21 protein-coding genes are annotated in these 21054 nt (G+C 57.0%); 8 read left to right on the plus strand and 13 right to left on the minus strand.

Annotated features, from left to right (window positions below; all coding sequences use genetic code 11):
- The first annotated feature begins 102 nt into the window (after positions 1–102).
- Complete coding sequence (locus tag AC2FAK_RS05520) at positions 103–351, plus strand: DUF1158 domain-containing protein (RefSeq protein ID WP_095454670.1); 249 nt, start codon at positions 103–105, stop codon at positions 349–351.
- 47 nt (positions 352–398) lie between these two features.
- Here AC2FAK_RS05520 and AC2FAK_RS05525 read toward each other — a convergent pair whose 3' ends face one another.
- The gene (locus AC2FAK_RS05525) at positions 399–740 is read right to left on the minus strand and encodes a RamA family antibiotic efflux transcriptional regulator (RefSeq protein WP_014830972.1); all 342 of its coding nucleotides are present in this window, start codon (positions 738–740) and stop codon (positions 399–401) included.
- 32 nt (positions 741–772) lie between these two features.
- A complete protein-coding gene (locus AC2FAK_RS05530; protein WP_013097679.1) occupies positions 773–1876 on the minus strand; it encodes an MBL fold metallo-hydrolase in 1104 nt (367 codons plus the stop codon).
- 190 nt (positions 1877–2066) lie between these two features.
- Here AC2FAK_RS05530 and AC2FAK_RS05535 point away from each other — a divergent pair, with 190 nt between their 5' ends.
- The 3 genes from AC2FAK_RS05535 to nfsB all read left to right on the plus strand — a co-directional run bounded on the left by AC2FAK_RS05535 (position 2067) and on the right by nfsB (position 3789).
- Complete coding sequence (locus AC2FAK_RS05535; RefSeq protein WP_013097680.1) at positions 2067–2657, plus strand: TetR/AcrR family transcriptional regulator; 591 nt, start codon at positions 2067–2069, stop codon at positions 2655–2657.
- Positions 2647–3015: an MmcQ/YjbR family DNA-binding protein gene (locus AC2FAK_RS05540; protein ID WP_013097681.1), complete on the plus strand. Its 369-nt coding sequence runs from the start codon at positions 2647–2649 to the stop codon at positions 3013–3015. Before AC2FAK_RS05535 ends, AC2FAK_RS05540 begins: the two co-directional genes overlap by 11 nt.
- Positions 3016–3135: 120 nt before the next feature.
- The gene (nfsB, locus tag AC2FAK_RS05545) at positions 3136–3789 is read left to right on the plus strand and encodes an oxygen-insensitive NAD(P)H nitroreductase (protein WP_013097682.1); all 654 of its coding nucleotides are present in this window, start codon (positions 3136–3138) and stop codon (positions 3787–3789) included.
- Positions 3790–3816: 27 nt separating this feature from the next.
- On the opposite strand, the gene AC2FAK_RS05550 is transcribed toward nfsB, so the two are convergent.
- From AC2FAK_RS05550 to AC2FAK_RS05560, 3 genes are all read right to left on the minus strand, one after another.
- Positions 3817–4419: a hypothetical protein gene (locus AC2FAK_RS05550; RefSeq protein ID WP_095454672.1), complete on the minus strand. Its 603-nt coding sequence runs from the start codon at positions 4417–4419 to the stop codon at positions 3817–3819.
- Between the two features lie 153 nt (positions 4420–4572).
- Positions 4573–5607 carry a DUF2157 domain-containing protein gene (locus AC2FAK_RS05555; protein WP_095454673.1) on the minus strand — a complete coding sequence of 345 codons (1035 nt, stop codon included), beginning with the start codon at positions 5605–5607 and terminating at the stop codon, positions 4573–4575.
- Positions 5604–6473 carry a helix-turn-helix transcriptional regulator gene (locus AC2FAK_RS05560; RefSeq protein ID WP_058681144.1) on the minus strand — a complete coding sequence of 290 codons (870 nt, stop codon included), beginning with the start codon at positions 6471–6473 and terminating at the stop codon, positions 5604–5606. The genes AC2FAK_RS05555 and AC2FAK_RS05560 overlap by 4 nt, the downstream gene beginning before the upstream one ends.
- A gap of 107 nt (positions 6474–6580) precedes the next feature.
- Between AC2FAK_RS05560 and AC2FAK_RS05565 the strand changes: the two genes are divergently transcribed.
- Positions 6581–8017 (plus strand): MFS transporter, encoded by a 1437-nt coding sequence (locus tag AC2FAK_RS05565; RefSeq protein WP_095454674.1) that lies wholly within the window; start codon positions 6581–6583, stop codon positions 8015–8017.
- A gap of 64 nt (positions 8018–8081) precedes the next feature.
- The gene (locus AC2FAK_RS05570; protein WP_060578484.1) at positions 8082–9326 is read left to right on the plus strand and encodes a mechanosensitive ion channel family protein; all 1245 of its coding nucleotides are present in this window, start codon (positions 8082–8084) and stop codon (positions 9324–9326) included.
- Here the strand turns inward: AC2FAK_RS05570 and AC2FAK_RS05575 are convergent, their stop codons facing one another.
- The 4 genes from AC2FAK_RS05575 to AC2FAK_RS05590 all read right to left on the minus strand — a co-directional run bounded on the left by AC2FAK_RS05575 (position 9327) and on the right by AC2FAK_RS05590 (position 13788).
- Entirely contained in the window at positions 9327–10298 is a 972-nt protein-coding gene (locus AC2FAK_RS05575) for a LacI family DNA-binding transcriptional regulator (protein ID WP_095454675.1), read from the minus strand.
- 75 nt (positions 10299–10373) lie between these two features.
- Positions 10374–11516, minus strand: coding sequence for a Gfo/Idh/MocA family protein (locus AC2FAK_RS05580; protein WP_058651679.1), 1143 nt, complete (start codon positions 11514–11516; stop codon positions 10374–10376).
- Positions 11509–12534 carry a sugar phosphate isomerase/epimerase family protein gene (locus AC2FAK_RS05585; protein ID WP_038418842.1) on the minus strand — a complete coding sequence of 342 codons (1026 nt, stop codon included), beginning with the start codon at positions 12532–12534 and terminating at the stop codon, positions 11509–11511. The genes AC2FAK_RS05580 and AC2FAK_RS05585 overlap by 8 nt, the downstream gene beginning before the upstream one ends.
- A 15-nt stretch (positions 12535–12549) precedes the next feature.
- A complete protein-coding gene (locus AC2FAK_RS05590; RefSeq protein ID WP_029882613.1) occupies positions 12550–13788 on the minus strand; it encodes an MFS transporter in 1239 nt (412 codons plus the stop codon).
- A gap of 205 nt (positions 13789–13993) precedes the next feature.
- Here AC2FAK_RS05590 and AC2FAK_RS05595 point away from each other — a divergent pair, with 205 nt between their 5' ends.
- Together AC2FAK_RS05595 and AC2FAK_RS05600 are read left to right on the plus strand one after the other, a co-directional pair.
- Entirely contained in the window at positions 13994–14356 is a 363-nt protein-coding gene (locus AC2FAK_RS05595) for a type II toxin-antitoxin system RelE/ParE family toxin (protein WP_013097692.1), read from the plus strand.
- Complete coding sequence (locus tag AC2FAK_RS05600) at positions 14344–14643, plus strand: helix-turn-helix domain-containing protein (protein ID WP_013097693.1); 300 nt, start codon at positions 14344–14346, stop codon at positions 14641–14643. The genes AC2FAK_RS05595 and AC2FAK_RS05600 overlap by 13 nt, the downstream gene beginning before the upstream one ends.
- Before the next feature lie 130 nt (positions 14644–14773).
- On the opposite strand, the gene pheP is transcribed toward AC2FAK_RS05600, so the two are convergent.
- The 4 genes from pheP to yahO form a co-directional block, all read right to left on the minus strand.
- On the minus strand, positions 14774–16162 hold the full coding sequence (gene pheP, locus AC2FAK_RS05605; protein ID WP_095454676.1) for a phenylalanine transporter: 1389 nt from the start codon (positions 16160–16162) through the stop codon (positions 14774–14776).
- A 102-nt stretch (positions 16163–16264) separates the two neighbouring features.
- On the minus strand, positions 16265–18238 hold the full coding sequence (locus AC2FAK_RS05610) for a PhoX family protein (protein WP_095454677.1): 1974 nt from the start codon (positions 18236–18238) through the stop codon (positions 16265–16267).
- Between the two features lie 126 nt (positions 18239–18364).
- Positions 18365–20548, minus strand: a complete 2184-nt coding sequence (locus AC2FAK_RS05615) for a TonB-dependent receptor (RefSeq protein ID WP_095454678.1) — start codon at positions 20546–20548, stop codon at positions 18365–18367.
- A 224-nt stretch (positions 20549–20772) separates the two neighbouring features.
- On the minus strand, positions 20773–21048 hold the full coding sequence (gene yahO, locus AC2FAK_RS05620; protein ID WP_013097697.1) for a DUF1471 family periplasmic protein YahO: 276 nt from the start codon (positions 21046–21048) through the stop codon (positions 20773–20775).
- Positions 21049–21054: the final 6 nt, after the last annotated feature.

Genomic DNA, 21054 nt, shown 5'->3' on the forward strand with positions numbered 1-21054 from the left:
ATAAGCGGTGATTATTTCAGTGAAACCGGGTGGGTGGGTTTATATTGCTTTACGTTCCGGGATGCCGGACAATGACATTTTTAACTGACGATTAACATTACGATGAAACACCCGTTAGAATCGCTGCTCACTGCGGGCGGCATTTTATTGCTGGCCCTGCTTTCGTGCCTGCTGCTACCGGCCCCCTCTCTCGGGCTGGTGCTGGCGCAGAAGCTGGTTCAGACCTTCCACATGGTCGACCTTAACCAGCTCTACACCATTCTGTTCTGCGTGTGGTTCTTACTGCTCGGCGCCATCGAATTCTTCGTGCTGCGTTTCGTCTTGCGCCGCTGGTTTTCTCTGGCGTCGTAAGCGTGATGCAGGCCCGGTCAGGCGAAACCGCCCCCGGGTAAAACAGCTCAGTGTGCCCTGCTGTGGTTCTCTTTACGATACGCCCCAGGCGGCTGGTTGAACGTGCGGGTGAAGATGCGGGTGAAGGTCTGCTGCGAGTCAAACCCGTAACGCAGGCAGATGTCGTACACCCGGGCGTCTGATTCGCGCAGATCCCGCGCCGCCAGCAGCAGCTTGCGTTCACGGATATAGCGCCCCAGACTCTCCCCTTTGTATTGCATAAACAGCCGCTGCAGGTGCCATTTCGAGTAACCCGCATGGCGGGCAATCTCTTCGATACGTAATGGCTGGTGCAGGTTATCGTCGATCCACTCGACGATAGTGTCGATGACTTGAGCGGAAATGGTCATACTGCTCTCCCCTTCAGCTTCCTGATTGATCATTATTCCCACCACTCACGAAATGTTTGCGTGGGATCACTCACCCGGACAGGCTCGCCCAGCGCGGGTGTCAACAGCCGATAATTTTTGTCCTTGCTGGCTTTTGCCAGTTGGATCAGCGGATCGTTCCAGGTATGTTTCGCCAGCACGAAGCGCCCGTTATGTCCCGGCACCACGGCTTTCGCGTTCAGATCCACCGAAGCCTGCGCCGTTTCTTCTGGCAGCATATGGATGTACTTCCAGTCCTGGTCGTACTGACCGTTTTCCATAATGGCTAAATCCACTTCGCCAAACTGCTCGCCGATGGCCTTAAAATGCGGCCCGTAACCTGAATCGCCGCTGTAATAAATCTTCTGTTCGGGCGTAACGAACATAAAACTGCCCCACAGGGTTTGATTGCGCTTGATGCCGCGCCCGGAGAAGTGACGCGCGGGCAGCACATGCACCGTCAGCGCCTCGCTGATGCGCACCGACTGGTTCCAGTCGCGCTCTTCAATAATCTCCGGCTTCATTCCCCAGTAACGCAGGTGCGATCCCACGCCCAGCGGAGTGACCACGCGTTTCACCTTCGGCAGCAGCGCCGTGATGGTGGCGTAATCCAGGTGATCGTAGTGATCGTGCGAAATGATCAGCAGGTCGATCTCCGGCATGCTGCTCGCCTGCCAGGGATATTCCCCGGCGAAGGCTTTGTTGAGGAATGAAAACGGTGCGGCGTAATTTCCAAGAACGGGGTCGATAAGGATCCGTTTCCCCGCCAGCTGCATATACCAGGAGGAGTGACCGAGCCACACCAGCGTCTCCTGCTCTCGCGGCAGGCTCGCGAGATCGGTTTTCACCAGCGGCAGCGGCTGTGCAGGACGGGCGTTTTCGGTCTTTTTGGTCAGGAACTCCCACATCGCCACCAGCATATTTTTGTCGCCGTTATAGCCTGGCGTGGGCAACGTATTGTGGAATTTGCCGTCGCGATACTGCGGCGAGGCCTCCACTTCCGTGAGCTGCGCACCCTGCGGTGGCTGGCCAAATCCGGCATTCAGAACAAACGGTAAACTCGCGGCTGAAGCAATAATCATGACAAACACCACGCAGATGAAGAGGGACTTTTTCATATCCTGACCCGAAAACGCGCCCCATCCGATGGTTTGCGCGGGCTGAACTTGATTATGAGTGAGTAAGCACTCATTATAGATATGATGATAAAGTCGTCAAGACGTTTTCGATCTTTGACATTCCGCGTTGCAGCGGGTCAAAGCACGTGTTTCAATCAGGGTTTTTACAATTGACAGGAGGAAAAATTTAGTGGCACGTCCGAAGAGTGAAGATAAAAAACAGGCCTTACTGGACGCCGCAACCGCGGCATTTGCGCAGTCAGGTATTGCCGCCTCAACGGCGTTAATTGCCCGTAAAGCGGGCGTCGCCGAAGGTACCCTGTTCCGCTACTTTGCTACCAAAGACGATCTGCTGAATGCCCTCTACCTGCACCTCAAGCAGGACCTCTGTCAGTCAATGCTCTCTAATCTGGACCGCAGCCTTACCACACCGAAAGAGCATACGCGAAACATCTGGAACAGCTATGTGGACTGGGGGATTCGTAACCCCGTGGCGCATGCGGCAATCCGCCAGATAGGCGTGAGTGAAAAGCTGAGCGCCGAAACGGAACTGGCGGTGAAAGAGATGTTCCCGGAGCTGCATGAACTCTGCCGCCGCTCGGTGCGCCAGGTATTTATGTCCGATGAGTTTAAAACCTTTGGCGATGCGCTTTTCTTATCGCTTGCCGAATCCACAATGGAATTTGCCACCCGCGATCCTTCCCGCGCCGTCGATTTTAAAGCGCTCGGGTTTGAGGTTATGTGGCGCGGGCTTGCCCAGGAAGAGAGCGATGGACAGTAAATCCCTGCAGGAGCACGCCAAACGCGTGGCGCTGGAGCTGCCTTTCACCGAACACTGCTGGCCGTTTGGACCGGAATACGATGTGTTTAAGATAGGCGGAAAAATTTTTATGCTGATGGGCACCGTACATGGACGGCCCCACGTCAGCCTGAAGTCAGACCCGGAAAAATCGCTGTTAAACCAGCAGATTTATCGCGGGGTGGAACCGGGCTATCACCTCAATAAAAAACACTGGATTTCCCTCTACGGTACCGACGACGTTACGCCAGAGCTGGTGACCGATCTCATCAATGACTCGTGGAATCTGGTGGTGGATAAGCTGCCGAAAAAAGACCAGAAGTGGATCAGACCGGTTTGATTGTTCGTCTGGGACGAACAGTATAAGCGCTCGAATCGCACTTATCTTTTTCCGCGTCTCGCTGTAATCTGCTCTCCTTTCGCGCCCGCGTGCGGGCGAATTTCATTACCAGGAGTTGTTATGGATATTATTTCTGTCGCCCTGAAACGCCACTCCACCAAGGCGTTCGACCCCGCTAAAAAACTGACCGCAGACGAAGCGGAAAAGATCAAAACCCTGCTGCAATACAGCCCGTCCAGCACCAACTCTCAGCCGTGGCACTTTATTGTCGCCAGCACCGAGGAAGGTAAAGCTCGCGTGGCGAAATCTGCCGCAGGTACTTACGTCTTCAACGAGCGCAAAATGCTGGACGCTTCTCACGTGGTGGTGTTCTGCGCAAAAACCGCGATGGACGATGCCTGGCTGGAACGCGTGGTGGATCAGGAAGAGGCCGATGGCCGTTTCAACACGCCAGAAGCTAAAGCGGCGAACCATAAAGGTCGTACCTACTTCGCTGACATGCACCGTGTGGATCTGAAAGATGACGACCAGTGGATGGCGAAACAGGTTTATCTGAACGTGGGTAACTTCCTGCTGGGCGTGGCTGCGCTGGGCCTGGATGCGGTACCGATTGAAGGCTTCGACGCCGCGATCCTCGACGAAGAGTTCGGCCTGAAAGAGAAAGGTTTCACCAGCCTGGTGGTGGTGCCGGTAGGGCATCACAGCGTGGAAGATTTCAACGCCACGCTGCCAAAATCTCGCCTGCCGCTGAGCACGATTGTGACTGAGTGCTAATACATACGGGCCGCTCGCAGCGGCCCTTTACGCCTTACTGATCACCAATCTGCGGTGCGGATGAACGTCACGATCGTACCCCCACGCAAAGGCGATCCAGCGCTCTTCCAGTTCCGCGTATGAACTTACTGGCGTGAGTCTCCACTCTTCTCCTTCCGTGCCGTCCGCCACGCTAATGCGATAATTCATGGTAAATGCCCAGTCGATCATGCGTAACCAGAACCGTTGACCGTCTCCGGTTTGCTCGCTGTCTGACACTACAATGTCGTATTCGCTTAGCACCCACTGAAAAAACAATTGTGGTAATCCGCTTATCACGCGTTGATGGACAGCGCGGGGCGTACGCCAGACCATAACTTGCGTTGCGGCACCGTGAGGAAAGGTGATCTCTTTATGGAACGCCAGCTTCACGGCATATGCCGTATAAGGTTTGCCTTCGTCGGTAGTGACGAGACGGTATTCATCGCTATAACGCGATTTCAGGAGCCGGTATCCTGCAGGTAGCAAATACCCCGGCAACTGAAAATCCACCGTGCCCCGCGCCAGGAATGCTTCTGTATGTTCGACATTTCGGGAGATAAGCCCGAGTTTTTGGCTAAAATCTGCTGACTCAATCATCAGTGGTGACATCGGTGGTTTCTCATCGCGTAAGTATAGTCCACTTTACAACGCATCTAAATGACGCAGATTCAGTAGGTTGGTTTAATTCAAAGCTCACCTTACGCGCTTTTTATCGATACAGCAGAACCGTCACTGATTCCCTGAATCCTTCTCGCAAAAAACTTACCTGGCCGGGTTACCCGCGTGCCAGATTCGTTCTGCATAGCGCCCAATCACCGCCAGCGACGCCGCGAGGAGCAGGAAGAACACCACTTTGTTCATCCCGTCCCAGAAGTATTCGAAATAGCGGGTGTAGAGGTTAATGGCGAGGAAGGTCAGGCCAAAACCGCGCAGCATGCCGTCGTCGGTTTTAAGGCTGATGTAAATGCAGAGCACCGCCGCCACGGCGAACAGCAGCGCCCATGGCAGTAGCGAAGCCTGCGTAACGCCATACCAGTTATCGATATCGTAGTTGCCGAAAATCGACATGATCCACAGGGCGACAAACAGATACATGAGCCCCATCGCTTTGCTGGTCGTGTATAGATGGCGCGCCTGCAGCCTTCCGCGCAGCAGCCAGCACAGTGCCAGCAGCGCACCGCCGAAGAAGATAAAGCGTACCGGGTAGTTCATTCCCAGCCAGTAGGCGCCCCAGCCGGACATATAGCCCGTCTCCGCACCAAACCAGTTACCGAGTGAGAGCAGGAAAAACAGCCACACCAGGCCGGAGCGACCAAAGAAGCCCACCAGCCCATAAACCGCACATCCCGCCAGGAACAGCGGTGCGATATGGCCGCTGCCGTTATCCAGCCGCTCCCCGAGTTGCCAGAGCGCGATGGCGGTAAAGAGCACGCCGAGAAAAAGCATGGCTTCAGTGCTGTAATGCCACTGGGTTTCACGCCGCTGTCGGCTGAAGCCCCACAGATAAAACAGCACGGCAACCAGCGCAGGCAGCCCGATGCGTGCGATGGAGGAGAAAGAGAAGAATGCAATAATGCGCGCCATCAATTCACTGTCGGAGAACAGGCTGCCGATAGCGATGATCACGCAGGCCAGCGCCGTCCAGAAGGCATAGCGGCTGAGCCGCTGCCAGTCCATGGTGACGCGTGTCAAGGTGCCCGCCAGACGCTGATGCTCGTCAGCGCTTAATGTGCCTTCCTGGTGCCACTCGTTGAGCGCGCGGCGCAAAAGCCGCTCCTGTTTTCGGGTTACCTTCATTTTGCCTGCTCCGCCAGCCATTCCATCGCCCTCTCCCCCGCGTCATCCACCGGCAGATAGACCAGCAGCCGCGATCCATTACGCGGTGCAGAGTACCAGTACATCTGCTGCAGGGTAAACTCGCCCAGCTCAGGATGGGTAAACAGCTTGAGCTGGTTCTCCACCCCGCGCACGTCATTGCGCTGATGCCACAGGGTTTTAAATTCTTCAGACACCGCAAAGAAACGCGCCAGTTTCGCTTCCCACAGCGGATCGCCCCGGTGCTCGGCCATCGCCGCGCGGAAATAGGAGACAAAGATCGGCAGCACGTCGTCACGCTTGCCAAGCCGCGCACGCCATGCGGGATGGGTGAGGAAAAGATAAATACAGTTGCGATCTTCCGGCGGGATCGCATTGAAATCGACGCCCATTAAGTGCCCGAAGCTGTCGTTCCACGCCACGATATCGAAGTTGGGTTTCTGGATGCTGGCGGGTTTCGGCATGAGGGTATCAAGCAGGCGACGCGTGCCCTCGCTGATCCCCTCGCAGCCCATCGCCTGTGGCGCTTCACCCGGCGGCAATCCGGCCAGCACAAACAGATGGCGCGTCTCGGTCGGGGTGCATTGCAGCGCTTTTGCCACTGCCGCCATCACGGTGCTGGAGGGATTAACATCTCTGCCCTGCTCCAGCCACGTGTACCAGGTCACGCCCACGTCAGCCAGCAAAGCCACCTCTTCACGGCGCAGCCCCGGCGTGCGGCGGCGGCCGCTGCGCGGCAATCCAAGACGCTGTGGATCAAGGCTCTCACGCCGGGCGCGTAAAAATGCCCCCAGCTGTTTTCGCGTGTCGTCCTTGAGTGAGACAACAGGTTCAGACATCAGCGCCATAACTCCCCCTGCATGGTAGTGCCAGTACCAGTATAAGCAAGAACTGGTACCCGTTTATCAGATCGTTGATGCTACGACCATCTGTTGAATGACGCAATGGAGTTACCATGAATACGTCAGTTGTTTCACCGGGTCGCGCAGGCCTGATATTGCTGTTAACCGGCCAGATGCTGCCGCTGATTGATACCTCGATCACCAACGTAGCGCTGGACGCTATCACCCACTCCTTGCACGCCACCGCCACCGAACTGGAGCTGATTGTCGCGCTCTACGGCGTGGCCTTCGCCGTCTGCCTTGCCCTTGGCAGCAAGCTCGGGGATAACCTCGGGCGCCGTCGTCTGTTTATGTGGGGCGTGGCAAGTTTTGGCCTGGCGTCGCTGCTGTGCGGAATGGCGGGAACCATTGAGCAGTTGCTTGCCGCGCGCATCATTCAGGGCGCAGGAGCGGCGCTGATCGTGCCGCAAATCCTCGCCACGCTGCACGTCACGCTAAAAGGCACGGCCCATGCGAAAGCGATCAGCCTGTTTGGCGGTATCGGCGGCATTGCGTTTATCGTCGGGCAGATGGGCGGCGGCTGGCTGGTGTCGGCAGACATCGCCGGGCTGGGCTGGCGTAACGCCTTCTTTATCAACGTGCCCATCTGTCTGGTGGTTCTGGGGCTGAGCCGTCGCTATGTGCCGGAAACCCGTCGCGAAACCCCGTCGCGCATTGACTGGACGGGCACCGTCCTGCTGGCCGTCATTCTCTGCTGCCTGCTGTTTCCGATGGCCCTCGGCCCGCAGTGGCACTGGTCCTGGCCGCTGAAGGCCGCACTGATGGCGATTATCCCGCTGGGGTATCTGATGGTCTTAAATGCCCGTAAAAAAGAGCGTGAGGATGCCCATCCGCTGATCCCGCCGCGTCTGATGCAGCTTCGCAGCATCCGCTTTGGCGTGCTGATTGCGCTGCTCTTTTTCAGCGTCTGGTCCGGGTTTATGTTCTGTATGGCGCTGACCATGCAAACCGGTCTGGGAATGGCACCGTGGCAGTCGGGGAACAGTTTTATCGCCCTGGGGGTGACCTATTTTATATCGGCATGGTTTGCCCCGCGTCTGATTGCCCGCTACAGCACCAGCTCGATTCTGCTGACCGGGCTGGCGATTCAGATTATCGGCCTGCTGGCGCTGATTGCTACCTTCCGTCTCTGGGGCATGGACAACACGGCGCTGACGCTGGCACCGGCAACCGGGCTGGTTGGCTATGGGCAGGCGCTGATCGTCAACAGCTTCTACCGCATCGGGATGCGCGACATTCAGCCTGACGATGCCGGGGCGGCCAGCGCGATTTTAAGTACGCTGCAGCAGGCCGCCCTGGGGCTTGGCCCGGCGATTTTTGGTGCGATCCTGCTGCACGCGCTGCAAAACCACCACGGCGATTACACCCAGGCGATTAACGTCTTCCTCGCCGTGGAAACCAGCATGATGATCGTGCTGGGGCTGGCAACGTTACGTATGCGCCATCGTCTGTGCCTGCCGGTGGAGAAAACCTGCCACGCCACCAAATAAGCCGCGAATTTGCATAATAGATCCGCAGCCGCCATTATGGGGCTGCATCAATACAGGAGACGTTATGCAGGAATTAATTGCTCAGGTTGAAGAGTTAGGGATTGAAATTAATCACACCACCTCGTTAGTGATTATCTTTGGTATTATTTTTCTTACCGCCATCATTGTTCATTTTATTCTGCACAAAGTGGTGCTCCGCGCTTTCGAGAAACGCGCGCAGGCCAGCAGCCATTTATGGTTGCAGATCATTACGCAGAACAAGTTATTTCACCGCCTGGCGTTTACCCTTCAGGGGATAATCGTCAACGTTCAGGCGGTACTGTGGCTGCAAAAAGGCAGCGAAGCAGCGGAAATGCTCACCACCTGCGCGAAGCTGTGGGTGATGGTGTATGCCCTGCTCTCTTTCTTCTCGCTGCTGGACGTGATTTTTAATCTGTCGCAGAAAATGGCGACCGCCTCACAGCTGCCGCTGAAGGGGATCTTCCAGGGGATCAAGCTGGTGAGCGCCATTCTGGTGGGGATCTTAATTATCTCCCTGCTGATCGGCCAGTCACCCGCCATTCTGATAAGCGGCCTGGGGGCCATGGCAGCGGTACTCATGCTGGTGTTTAAAGACCCGATTCTGGGGCTGGTCGCCGGTATTCAGCTCTCCGCTAACGATATGCTCAAGCTCGGCGACTGGCTGGAGATGCCGAAATACGGCGCTAACGGCACGGTGACGGACATTGGTCTCACCACGGTTAAAGTCCGCAACTTCGATAACACCATCACCACCATTCCGACGTGGGCGCTGGTCTCCGACGCGTTCATCAACTGGAGCGGCATGTCTGCCTCCGGCGGGCGACGCATTAAGCGCAGCCTGAATATCGACACCACCAGCATTCACTTCCTCGACGAGCAGGAGCAGCAGAAGCTGATTCAGGCGAAACTGCTGAAGCCTTATCTGGCCGCGCGTCATGAGGAAATAAACCTGTGGAATCAGCAAAACGGTGAAGGGGAATCGGTATTAAACCTGCGCAAGATGACCAATATCGGCACCTTCCGCGCCTATCTGAATGAATATCTGCGTAACCACCCGCGTATTCGTAAAGATATGACGCTGATGGTGCGCCAGCTGGCGCCTGACGCAAATGGTCTGCCGATTGAAATATATGCCTTCACCAACACGGTGGTCTGGGCGGAATATGAAGAGATTCAGGCTGACATCTTCGACCATATTTTTGCCGTGGTGGATGAATTTGGTCTGCGTATTCATCAGTCCCCCACCGGGAACGATATTCGCTCCCTGGCGGGCAGCATCGCACAATAATCAGGTACTGGCGCGGGAAATAAAGCGCCAGTCCAGCATCACCCTCTCCGTGGGCGCATCCGGGTTGTCGATTTTATTCAACAGCAGATCGACTGCCTTGCGCCCGATATCCCGCGAAGGCTGTTCAATGGTGGTCAGCGAGATCATCTCCGCCAGCTCCGTACCGTCAAACCCTACCACCGCGATATCCTCCGGCACGCGCAGCCCCACCTGCTGTATGGCACGCAGCGCCCCTGCCGCAAGGGTATCGGACACGGCAAATACCGCGTCCGGCGGGTTGTCCTTCAGCAGATTTTGCATCGCCGCCATGCCCGCGCTGGAGCTGAGATCGCGGGCATATTCCACCGCCTGATAATCCAGATCCCGCAGGTGGAGCACGCTTTTGTAACCGCGTTCGCGCAGGCGGGCATATTTGTAGCTGAGATCGTGATTGATCATCGCGATACGTTTGCGTCCGCCGTCGGCAAGCTGGCTGATGGCATGCTGTGACGCGTCCACATCATTGATGCCCACGCAGGAGACCGTTCCGGCATCGGCGTATTCGGCGCACTGCACCCACGGCGCGGAGCCGATCAGGGCGGCAAGTTCAGGCAATTTTGAGAAGGCATCCATGGTGATAATGCCGTCGACGATTTTGCCGGAAAGCAGGCTTAAGCCCGAGCGGGAGCGTTCGATATCAGACCCGGAATTGCACAGCAAAATACGGTAGCCGTTCTTCTCGGCTTCCTCTTCAATGCCCTTCACCACTTCGGCACAGAACGGGTTGGCGATATTCGAGACCATCACCAGGATCATATAGCTGCGCGCGGTGCGTAGCTGGCGTGCCAGCAGGTTGGGCTGGTAATTGCTCTCTTTAATGGCCTGCACGACGCGCTCGCGGTTTTTCGCCTTCACGGTATCGCTGTTGTTAAGCACGCGCGAGACCGTTGCCACGGACACCCCGGCAAGCTGAGCGATTTTCTGAATTGACATAGCGACGGCACTTCCTGCGGTTAACGTTTTATGCAGGCTACCATAAATTCGTTGCCCGGCGAACCGGGCAACGCGTTACGCTTGCACACGAACCCAGCGCTGCTGCTGATGGCTTTTCACAATGGCATCAATGATATACATCACGTTCGCCCCGTCGTGGAACGTCGCAAACGCCGGCCGTTCGGGCATCACGCCGGCCTGCACGGCACGGTAAAACTGCGCCATCATGTTTTTAAACGCATCGGGCCAGCCTTCGATGTGCCCGCCGGGGAAGTGAGCGCTGTCGGCCACATCGCGGTTCATCAGGCCCGGATCGTCACTGAGCGTCTGATTGGCCTGTGCGCGGTGGCCAATCCACAGCTGTTGCGGCACCTCCTGATCCCATGCCACCGACCGTTCGCTGCCGTTGATTTCAAACGTCAGACGGTTTTTGCGCCCGGCGCTCACCTGCGAAACGCTAAAGCAGCCTTTGCTGCCGTCGTCAAAGCGGAACAGGACGGAGCCAACGTCTTCGGTGGTGACCCGCTTGTCTTCATACTGCGCATTTTCGTCATGAGTGAAGGTGTGATTGCCTGCCACGTTTGCCTTGCGCGTCGGCCAGACGATGGATAAATCGGCCATCACCTCGGTGATGCGCCGCCCGGTAACAAACTGCACCGTGTCGCACCAGTGCGAGCCGATATCCGCCACCGCGCGCGACGCACCGCCCAGGGCCGCATCCACCCGCCAGTTGTAGTCCGTTTCCAGCAGCATCCAGTCCTGCAAATAGCTGCCGTGCGCGGCGAAGATCCGCCCGATGCTACCCGCCCTCATCATGCTTGCGGCCTGGCGCACCATGGCAAACTGGCGATAGACAAAGCTGACGCCGTGGATCACCCCTGCCTGCTCCGCCAGCGCTACCAGCTCACGCGCTTCGTCCGGGGTCATGCACAGCGGCTTCTCGGAAAAGACGTGTTTTCCCGCGCGCAGGATCTGGCGATTAATCTCCGCGTGCAGATGGTTTGGCGTGCAGTTGTGCACCACGTGTAAATCCGGATGTGCAAGCAACGCCTCCACGCTGTCGAAGGCGTGCGGCACGTTAAGCTGACGCGCTTTTGCCTGCGCCTCGGCAAACGTACCGTCGCAGAGCGCCACCACCTGCACAAACCCGAGACGCCGAAGCGCCTCGATATGCGCCGGGCCGATAAACCCGCTGCCGATAATGCCGACGTTAATCATCGTTACCCCCTGCGGCAAAATCATCAAACGCACGCCCGGAGACCGGAATGATGTGACAGCGGATAAACTCGCTGCCTTCCCTCGCGCCGGTATCGCCATCCTTCAGGCAGCACTCCCACTCCAGCACCGCCCAGCCGTCGTAGTCGTACTGGGTCAGCTTGCTGAAGATGCCTTTGAAGTCGATCTGCCCGTCCCCCAGTGAGCGGAACCGCCCGGCCCGGTTGAGCCACGGCTGGTAGCCACCGTAGACGCCGCTGCGCCCGTTGGGGCGAAACTCGGCATCCTTCACGTGAAACGCTTTAATACGCGCATGGTAGATGTCGATAAAGGTCAGGTAGTCCATCTGCTGGAGCAGCATATGGCTTGGGTCGTAGAGAATGTTGCAGCGCGGGTGGTTATCAACAAGCGCCAGAAAACGCTCAAAGGTCACTCCATCGTGCAGATCTTCCCCCGGATGCAGCTCAAAGCAGACGTTCACGCCCTGCTCGTCAAAGGCGTCCAGAATCGGGCGCCAGCGGGTTGCCAGTTCCAGGAACGCCGCCTGAAAACGCTGCTCATTGTGCGGCGGCCACGGGTAGAAAAACGGCCATGCAAGCGAGCCGGAGAAGGTGGCGTGCGCCTTCAGGCCTAATCTCGCCGAGGCCACGGCGGCCTGTTTCAGTTTTTCTGTGGCCCATGCCTGCCGGGCGGCCTCATTGCCGCGCACGGCTGCAGGGGCGAAGTGGTCAAACGCGTCACTGTACACCGGGTTCACCGCCACAAGCTGGCCTTCCAGATGGGTCGACAGCTCGCTGATCACCAGCCCGTGCTCCGCCAGCGTGCCGGTGATGTCATCACAATAGGTCTGGCTTTCAGCCGCTTTCTGCACATCAAAAATAGCCGGATGGTTACAGGGGATCTGCACCGCCTTATAGCCCATCGCTGCCGCCCAGCCCGCCAGCCCGTCGAGCGTGTTGAACGGTGCATTCACACCAATAAATTGCGACAGAAAAATACCCGGTCCCTTAATCGTTCTCATACCACCTCCAGAACATTACGCCTTGTCATCGTCATACTTAAACGTGAGAAGGAAAATCAGCGCGATCGCCGCGGCAGCCACCGCCGGGATCCACCAGAACGTGACCCACGCCTGCGGAACGGCCTGCCCGGCCACCAGGCGGTTATAGAGCGCGCCGGATATCTGCGAGCCAAGCAGCATGCCGATGCCGTAGGTGAACATCACGATCATGCTCTGCGCCTGACCTTTGACCTTTTCGCCTGCGACCCGGTCGGTATAGATAAAGCCGACGACAAAGAAGAAATCGTAGCAGACGCCGTGCAACAGAATGCCGAGATAGAGCAGGATGCGCCCCTCTTCACTCACGCCCAGCGCAAACATGGCGTAGCGCACAAACCACGCCAGCATGCCGATCAGCAACATGATTTTCACGCCCAGGCGGCGGAACAGCAGCGGAATGACCAGCATGAAGAAGATCTCAGACATCTGCCCGAACGACATGGCGGTACTGACATCCGCAATACCCGCATCCGCCAGATACGAAGCGGTGTAGGCGTAGTAGGTCCCCAGCGGGACGGAGATCAGCATCGCGCAGACGGAAAAGACGAAAAAGTGGCGGGTTTTAAGCAGCGCAAACGCATCCGCGCAGAAGAGATCGCGAACCTGCACCGGCAGCCCTTTCGCGGGAGCAGGCGTGTGCGGTAGCGTCAGGCTGTAGAGAGCCAGCAGCACGGAGCTGACTGCCGCCACCTGGAAGATGGTGACGCTTGCCGCCACGCCGGTGACGCCGATGAAAATGCCCGCCACAATCCAGCCGATAGTGCCAAACACGCGCACCACCGGGAAGGTTTTATCCACGTTCGCCAGGCTGTGAAAGGCGATATTGTTGGTCAGCGCCAGCGTCGGCATATAGCAGAGCGTATAACCAAACAGCAGACCGATCAGCAGCGCACCGTTTTCCGCAATCAGCGCGCCCGGCACAAACCAGAGGATTGCCGCCCCGGCCAGATGCATCACCGCCATCACCTTTTGCGAAGCGAAGAAGCGATCCACCAGCATGCCGAGCACAAACGGCGACAGAATAGAGGCGATAGGCCCGGCGGAGAACGCATCGCCAATCAGCAACGACATGTTGTGCTGGGTCATCACCAGACCCAGCGTGACCGACCAGCTCCCCCAGATAAAAAACTGCAGAAACATCATCAGCGACAGACGCGGCACCAGCAGCCGGTGCGGTGCTATCGCCTTTCCACTACTTTCAGTTGTTGACACCATGATAAGCCTCACCCTCAAAAGTAATCGATTACAAAATAGTTCAAACAAAAAAGTAATCGATTACAAAACAAAGATCCTGTGGATCGTAGAAGATTTGGGAGGGGGGTCACGATAAAGAGGCTTGCCTGATAAACAGATGTGTTCTGATTGGAATTATAGCCAATAGGCTATAAGATAATAAGGCGAGGAAGCTACAGGAGAAACGATGTGGAACGTCGAGACAACAGACAGATTTGATGAATGGTTCTTTGAACAAACAACAGCGTTAAAAGAAGATGTGCTGGCAGCAATGCATATTCTTTCTGAGTTTGGTCCGCAACTTGGGCGGCCGTTTGTAGACACCGTGAAGGCTTCAGCCTTTGGGAACATGAAAGAGTTACGAATTCAGCACAGAGGAAATCCCATCAGGGCCTTTTTTGCTTTTGATCCTGACCGCAAAGCAATTGTGCTCTGTGCCGGGGACAAAACCGGTTGCAACCAAAAACGGTTTTATAAAGAGATGATAGCGCTGGCTGACGTTGAGTATCACAGACATCTGGCGAATAAGGAGGCCATATGGCAACGCTAAAAGAACTTATGGCACAACAGAGCGCGGAAAGTCAGGAGCGCATTGCGGCGAAAGTTGAAGTGATGCGCAGAATTGTTGCGCTGAACCAACTGCGGGAAGAGCTCAATATTTCGCAGACAGAACTGGCCGCGGCAATGGGGGTAAAACAACCCACGGTGGCGAAAATCGAACAGCCGGGAAACGACCCCCGACTTTCAACGCTCAAACGCTATGTGAGTGCGCTTGGAGGGGAGCTAAGCATCGATGTGACGTTACCAAACGGGAAACGGATAGCGTTTGAGATTTAATAGTGCAACATGTAGGCCCGGTAAGCGCAGCGCCACCGGGCGTGAAGTCAGGTGCGGTCTGGTTTGGTGCGGTCTGTTGCCCTCACCCCGGCCCTCAACCCACAGGGAGAGGGAGAGGGAGAAAAACGGGCTAATTTTTGCGTGAGAGTTTAAACGCGATAAACAGGAACACCACCCACACCGGCAGCAGCATCGCGGACAGACGCATGTCGTCGATGGTGCACATCAGCACCAGGATCATCGCCAGGAACGCGATACAGATATAGTTCCCCGCCGGATAGAGCAGCGCCTTAAACTGCGTCTCACGCCCCTTGCGGCGCATCGCGGCGCGAAAACGCAGGTGCGCCAGGCAGATCATGATCCAGTTCAGTAGCAGCGTGGCGACAACCAGCGCCATCAACAGACCAAAGGCGGATTTCGGCAGCAGGTAGTTGATCAGCACCACCAGCGACGTAATGGCCCCGGAAAGCAGCAGAGAGTTGACCGGCACACCGCGGCGGCTGACGCGGGTGAGGAATTTAGGCGCATTCCCCTGCACCGAAAGGCCAAACAGCATGCGGCTGTTGGAGTAAACCCCGCTGTTATAGACCGACAGCGACGCCACCAGAATGACGAAGTTCAGCGCCGAGGCCACCACGTTGCTGTTCAGATCGTGGAAAATCATCACAAACGGACTGCTGTCGGACTTCACTTCCACCCACGGGTAGAGCGCCAGCAGTACCACCAGCGAGCCGATGTAGAACAGCAGAATACGGTACACCACCTGGTTAACCGCTTTTGGAATGCTTTTATGCGGATCGCGCGCTTCGGCCGCGGTGATCCCAATCAGCTCCAGCCCGCCGAACGAGAACATAATCACCGCCAGCGACAGGATCAGCCCCTTCCAGCCCGTCGCCAGGAAGCCGCCGTGCTGCCAGAGGTTGTCGAGAGTGGCCCGCTCGCCGCCGTGGCCGGAGAACAGCAGCCACAGGCCAAAGCCGATCATGCCGATAATCGCCAGCACCTTGATCAGCGCGAACCAGAACTCGGTTTCACCATACAGGCGCACGTTTACGAGGTTAACGGCGTTGATGATAATAAAGAAGGCCGCAGCCCAGACCCACGTTGGCACCTCGGGCAGCCAGTACTGCATATAGATGCCTGCGGCGGTCAGTTCGGCCATTCCCACCAGCACAAACATCACCCAGTAGTTCCAGCCGGAGAGGAAGCCTGCGAACGGGCCCCAGTATTTATAGGCAAAGTGAGCGAACGAGCCTGACACCGGCTCTTCGACGACCATCTCGCCGAGCTGGCGCATGATCAGGAAGGCGATAACCCCGGCGATACCGTACCCCAGCAGGACCGCCGGGCCAGCCATCTGAATGGCGGGGCCGATACCCAGGAACAGCCCGGTACCGATCGCGCCGCCAAGGGCAATTAACTGAATATGTCGATTTTGCAAACCACGTTGCAGCGTCGGGTTCTGTTCCGACGAAGCTTCAGCGCTACCGTTGCCTGAAGCGGATGACGCGTCTTTCACGTCCTACCCCTGTCTCTTTTTTAGAAGGGGCACGTTTTAACACTTCATGCTGGTGGTAGCAAGTTTAACGCCGGGCCACTGCGTGCACCCGGCGGATAAACGTCACGAACCGATGATCCCACCGTCCGCTTTGGTGATCACCACCGTCGACGAACGCGGACGTCCGTTCGGGTTCGCGTCTGGCCAGTTGGAAACAGCACGCGGATTGGCCGGGTCGGTAATATCATCCCCGCCCTCTCCCGGATGCTGAATGTTAATAAACAGCGTGCGGTTGTCCGGCGTAAACGCAATCCCGGTGATTTCACACCCGCGTGGGCCGGTCAGGAAACGGCGATACTCATTGGTGCCCGGAATGGTAGCCACCATCTGGTTATTGCCCATCCCTTCGTACGCTTTCTTATTAATGGTGCTGGAAGAGACATCGGTCTGGATCCACAGCACGCCCTGGTGATCGAACGACAGGCCATCCGGGCTGCCGAATGCTGCACCCTGCATGGAGCCTTTGGCCTTCGGATCGTCGCTGTCGGTACGCCCGGCCATCACCAGAATATCCCACTTAAAGCGAGCGGCGGCCGGATCGGCTCCCTCTTCGTGCCAGTGCATAATATGACCAAACACGTTGTTGGCACGCGGGTTGGCGGCATCGACCGGCGCCTTGCCCTCTTTACCGCGATCGCTGTTGTTGGTGAGCGTACAGTAGACGCTGCCGCTGGCGTGCGGATCGACCGCAATCCACTCTGGACGATCCATTTTCGTCGCCCCCACCACATCGGCCGCCAGACGGGTTTTGATCAGCAGATCGCCCTGGCTTTCGAAACCGTTGCTTTTATCCAGGCCATTCTGCCCGAAGATCAGCGGCAGCCAGTCGCCGCTCCCCTCCTCGTTGAACCGGGCAACGTACAGCGTGCCGGACGTCAGCAGCTGCATATTGGCTTCACGGTTTGCAGGATCGTATTTTTTGTCTGAGACGAATTTATAGATGTACTCAAACTTCTGGTCGTCCCCCATATAGACCACCACGCGGTTATCGGCGGCGAGCGTGACGGCGGCGCCTTCATGCTTGAAGCGGCCCAGAGCGGTGTGCTTGCGCGGCGTGGAGGTGGGATCGTAGGGATCAATCTCCACCACCCAGCCGAAACGGTTGGGTTCGTTAGGGGTTTTATCGACGCTGAAGCGGTCATCCACCTCGTTCCAGCGGTAGGATTCATCGCTGTCGCTGATGCCGTAGCGTTTTTCCAGCGGATTAAGATCGGCTTTTTTGACAAAAATATCCGACCAGTTCTCCTCGCAGGTGAGATAGGTGCCCCACGGCGTATGGCCGTTGGCGCAGTTTTGCATGGTGCCCAGCACGCGTTCCCCCTGCGGGTCAGTGGCGGTTTTCATTAAGTCCTGATGCCGGGCCGGGCCGGTAAGCTGCATCGGCGTATTGACGGTAATGCGGCGGGCATACGAAGACGGGCGAACTACCTGCCAGTCGCTGCCCGATTTTTTCACTTCCACCACCGACACGCCCATCGCATTCTGCCCCTTGCGGGCCTTGTCGAGATTCCAGTTGGCCGTGCCGTCGGTAAACAGCATCCCGTTATCGATGTACTCATGATTCAGCGCCAGCAGGCCATGTTCCGGGTTTTGTTTCCCTTGCGGCAGGCTAAACCACGCCATCCCGTCGTGGTGCATGCCCGCCTGCACGGCCTGTTCGTCGGTGGTGTTGCTGGCATCCTGTTTAAACGCCGGCATGTTGTTCTTGGTCCCCGTCGGGTCACCCCAGCGATAAAACGGACGGGCGATATAGCCTTCCGGCACCCTGACCGTATCTTCCGTGGATACGTCGATGCTGGTAAAGCCCAGGGAAACCGCTTTTGCCAGTGCAGAAGGCTTTGATACTGCGGCAATGGCGCTTTCAGGTTTGATCAGAAAAGGGAATGAAGCGGCAGCACCCGCCACGGCGCCCATCTGTAAAAAACGGCGGCGGGAGAGGAATACCTCCGCAACCTCGGAGAATACCGGGTTAGCGCTGCGGTTAGTGATATCGTCGCGATGTTCTTTTTTAAATACGGATTTGAGGGGTCTGCCCATAGCGGCTTCCTGTCATTGGCCAAGAGGTAAAGGTCTGGAGGCCAGTGTAAGAAGCTTTTATTACAATTTTATAACAAGGTACGGAAGGATGGGGGCATCCCTGCCCCGGATAACGAGGTGGAACGCTTAGAACTCGTAGCCAACCGAGACCTTAAAGGTACGCGGTTCGCCCTGCGTGATGTAGGTGCCGGAATCGTCAACGCTGGACCAGTAGTTTTCGTTAATCACGTTGTCGATGCCCGCGCGCACCGTCATCTGGTTTTCATTGTGGTTCACCGCGAAGCGATAGCGCATGCCCAGATCCAGCGTGGTATAGCTGTCGAGCTTTTTGCTGTTCGCGAGGTCGGCGTACTGCGTGCCGGAGTGGTTGACGCGGGCGTTAGCCGTCAGGCCCTCAATCGGTTTGATGTCGTACTCTGCGCCCAGCACGGCGTAGAAGTTCGGGACACCAATGGCATCGTTGCCCTGATTCACGCCGTTTTTGGTTTTGGTCAGCTCGGCCTGCAGCCAGGTGGCGCTGGCGTTCAGACGCATCCCGAGCATTGGCTCGCCGAAGACGTTCAGCTCCACGCCACGGTTACGCTGCTCAGCGTCCAGGCCGTAGTGACCGCTGTCGTCGAGGATCGCCGACGGCATTTTGATCTCAAACAGCGCAAGGGAGCCGCCCACACGACCAAAGTCCGCCTTCACGCCCACTTCATTCTGCTTAGAGTGAACGATACCGGTGCTCTGGCCGTAGTTGGTGGCCGTGTTGGGCGCGGTTTTACCCGGCTGCAGCGCTTCGGTGTGGTTGGCGTAGAGTGAGATTTCCTCCCACGGTTTATAAACCACACCGTAGGTTGGCATCCAGCGGCTGCCGTCAAAACCGTCCGCGTCGTTTTCCGCACCGGTAATTTTGTTGTACCCGCGAATGACCACTTTCTGATGACGTGCACCAGCGGTAAACAGCAGCTTGTCATCCAGCACGCCCAGGGTATCGCTCAGCAGCCAGCCCTGAGTGCGGGTGCGCCCGCTGGTCAGCGGATCGCTGTATTTGCCGCCAGAGCCGTTGAAATTGGAGCTGTCCGGCATCGCGACGCCGGTGTTGTGGTAAATGTTGGTGGTTGGGTTATCCGCCGTCGCCGACATTTTCCAGGCGATTTTTTCGTTTTTGGTCATCGCGGAATACCCCACGTTGACCTTGTGCGAGACAAAGCCGGTAGTGAAGTGACCGCGTATCCCCGCCATACCGCTGACGGAATCGCTGATACGGTTGGTATCAAGACGGCTGACCGTGGCCTTACCGCTCTTGTCCACCAGCTTCGGCGCGCTGTAGATCCCCTCTTCGTGCGCGTGCTGCGCGCCGAGACCGGTATAGGCCGTCCAGTTGTCAGTGATGTCGTACTCGCTGCGCCACATCCCGAACTCGTTTTCAATGTCGCTGTAGGCCCATTTCTGCGAGAAGTTACGATCGTTTTTCGGCGGCTCTGGCACAAAGTCCACGGCGGAAATGTTGACGCTGGTCGGGCTGCCGTGGAAGGTTTTCTTCTGATAGCCCAGATCCAGCGAGGTGCGGAAATTGTCGCCTTTGTAATCCAGACCGGTGGAGAGCAGCGTGGTGCGGCGACGGTCGTTCGGCACGCCGGTTTCTCCTTCCCGGTGAACCAGGTTCACGCGCGCGCCGAACTGATCGTTGTCGCCAAAGCGTCGGCCAGCATCGAGCGTGGTGCCAATCTGTGAGTCGGAGGTGTAGTCCACGCCCACTTTCGCCTGCGGGACGTCGCCCGCATGTTTTGGCTCAAGGTTGATCATCCCGCCCACGCCGGAGCTTGCCGCGCCGTTCATCAGCGAGTTTGCCCCTTTGAAAATTTCAATGCGATCGACCATCTGGGCATCCACCACCTGACGCGGCAGCACGCCGGACAGGCCGCCAAAGGTCATGTCATCGCCGTCAAACTTCAGGCCGCGAATACGGAAGGTTTCGGCGCTGTTACCGTAACCCTGAACAAACTGCACGCCCGCATCGTTGGCAACCACATCAGCAATGGTTTTCGCCTGCTGATCTTCCACCAGCTTCGAGGTGTAGCTGATGATATTAAACGGCACGTCCATGGCATTCTGCTGGCCGAGCATCCCCAGACGGCCGCCGTTTGCCACCTGTCCATCCAGGAAGGCGGGCACCAGCTGGTCGCCGCCGGGAGTGAAATCAGGCCCGGTGGCAGACTGGACGACCATGGTGTCTTCTGGCTTTGCCTCTGCCGCCAGGGCAGCGTGGGTCACTGCGCCAACGGCGAGCGCCAGCAGTGTTTTATGCATTCTGGTGTTGTTCATAATGGACTCATTAAATGTGCGCGCAAAAATGGCCCGTTGTCGGGCCTTAGAAAAGCTTATGTGTAATGCAAATGAGAACTATACGCATTATATCTGCGTTAGCAAGTGTAACCGCGCGTTTCGGCCTGAGGACAAGGGGGTTAAATGAAGACGGGGAAGAGAGAGGTGTTACAGAGGGAAAGCGTGACGCACAGCCACCCCGGATCCGGGATGGCTGCAGGACATTATTTTTTCTTGTAAATATCGGCCGTGCCGTGAATTTTGTTGTTGGTATTACCTGACGTGAGCACCAGTACGTCGGCACCTTCTTTATCTGCTTTTTCAATCAATTCTTTCTTTGCATCATCAATAGAGACTTCATTTGAAGTGCTTACCGTACCGATTTTTTCATACTGCGATTCGACTTTCTCGAATTCATTTTTCGTCAGCAGTTCAGCCGCAAAGGTATTGGTGGTAAACAGAAACGCCGTTCCCAGCAAAATAGCAGTCGTCTTTTTCATAACCTT

This window comes from Enterobacter cloacae complex sp. 394F7 (assembly GCF_057320385.1).

Excerpts from the sequence above, each read along its gene's own strand:
- AC2FAK_RS05520 (WP_095454670.1), top strand. The coding sequence starts at position 103 with ATGAAACACCCGTTAGAATCGCTGCTCACTGCGGGCGGCATTTTATTG.
- AC2FAK_RS05525 (WP_014830972.1), bottom strand. The coding sequence starts at position 740 with ATGACCATTTCCGCTCAAGTCATCGACACTATCGTCGAGTGGATCGAC.
- AC2FAK_RS05530 (WP_013097679.1), bottom strand. The coding sequence starts at position 1,876 with ATGAAAAAGTCCCTCTTCATCTGCGTGGTGTTTGTCATGATTATTGCT.
- AC2FAK_RS05540 (WP_013097681.1), top strand. The coding sequence starts at position 2,647 with ATGGACAGTAAATCCCTGCAGGAGCACGCCAAACGCGTGGCGCTGGAG.
- nfsB (WP_013097682.1), top strand. The coding sequence starts at position 3,136 with ATGGATATTATTTCTGTCGCCCTGAAACGCCACTCCACCAAGGCGTTC.
- AC2FAK_RS05550 (WP_095454672.1), bottom strand. The coding sequence starts at position 4,419 with ATGTCACCACTGATGATTGAGTCAGCAGATTTTAGCCAAAAACTCGGG.
- AC2FAK_RS05555 (WP_095454673.1), bottom strand. The coding sequence starts at position 5,607 with ATGAAGGTAACCCGAAAACAGGAGCGGCTTTTGCGCCGCGCGCTCAAC.
- AC2FAK_RS05560 (WP_058681144.1), bottom strand. The coding sequence starts at position 6,473 with ATGGCGCTGATGTCTGAACCTGTTGTCTCACTCAAGGACGACACGCGA.
- AC2FAK_RS05565 (WP_095454674.1), top strand. The coding sequence starts at position 6,581 with ATGAATACGTCAGTTGTTTCACCGGGTCGCGCAGGCCTGATATTGCTG.
- AC2FAK_RS05570 (WP_060578484.1), top strand. The coding sequence starts at position 8,082 with ATGCAGGAATTAATTGCTCAGGTTGAAGAGTTAGGGATTGAAATTAAT.
- AC2FAK_RS05575 (WP_095454675.1), bottom strand. The coding sequence starts at position 10,298 with ATGTCAATTCAGAAAATCGCTCAGCTTGCCGGGGTGTCCGTGGCAACG.
- AC2FAK_RS05580 (WP_058651679.1), bottom strand. The coding sequence starts at position 11,516 with ATGATTAACGTCGGCATTATCGGCAGCGGGTTTATCGGCCCGGCGCAT.
- AC2FAK_RS05585 (WP_038418842.1), bottom strand. The coding sequence starts at position 12,534 with ATGAGAACGATTAAGGGACCGGGTATTTTTCTGTCGCAATTTATTGGT.
- AC2FAK_RS05590 (WP_029882613.1), bottom strand. The coding sequence starts at position 13,788 with ATGGTGTCAACAACTGAAAGTAGTGGAAAGGCGATAGCACCGCACCGG.
- AC2FAK_RS05595 (WP_013097692.1), top strand. The coding sequence starts at position 13,994 with ATGTGGAACGTCGAGACAACAGACAGATTTGATGAATGGTTCTTTGAA.
- AC2FAK_RS05600 (WP_013097693.1), top strand. The coding sequence starts at position 14,344 with ATGGCAACGCTAAAAGAACTTATGGCACAACAGAGCGCGGAAAGTCAG.
- AC2FAK_RS05610 (WP_095454677.1), bottom strand. The coding sequence starts at position 18,238 with ATGGGCAGACCCCTCAAATCCGTATTTAAAAAAGAACATCGCGACGAT.
- AC2FAK_RS05615 (WP_095454678.1), bottom strand. The coding sequence starts at position 20,548 with ATGAACAACACCAGAATGCATAAAACACTGCTGGCGCTCGCCGTTGGC.
- yahO (WP_013097697.1), bottom strand. The coding sequence starts at position 21,048 with ATGAAAAAGACGACTGCTATTTTGCTGGGAACGGCGTTTCTGTTTACC.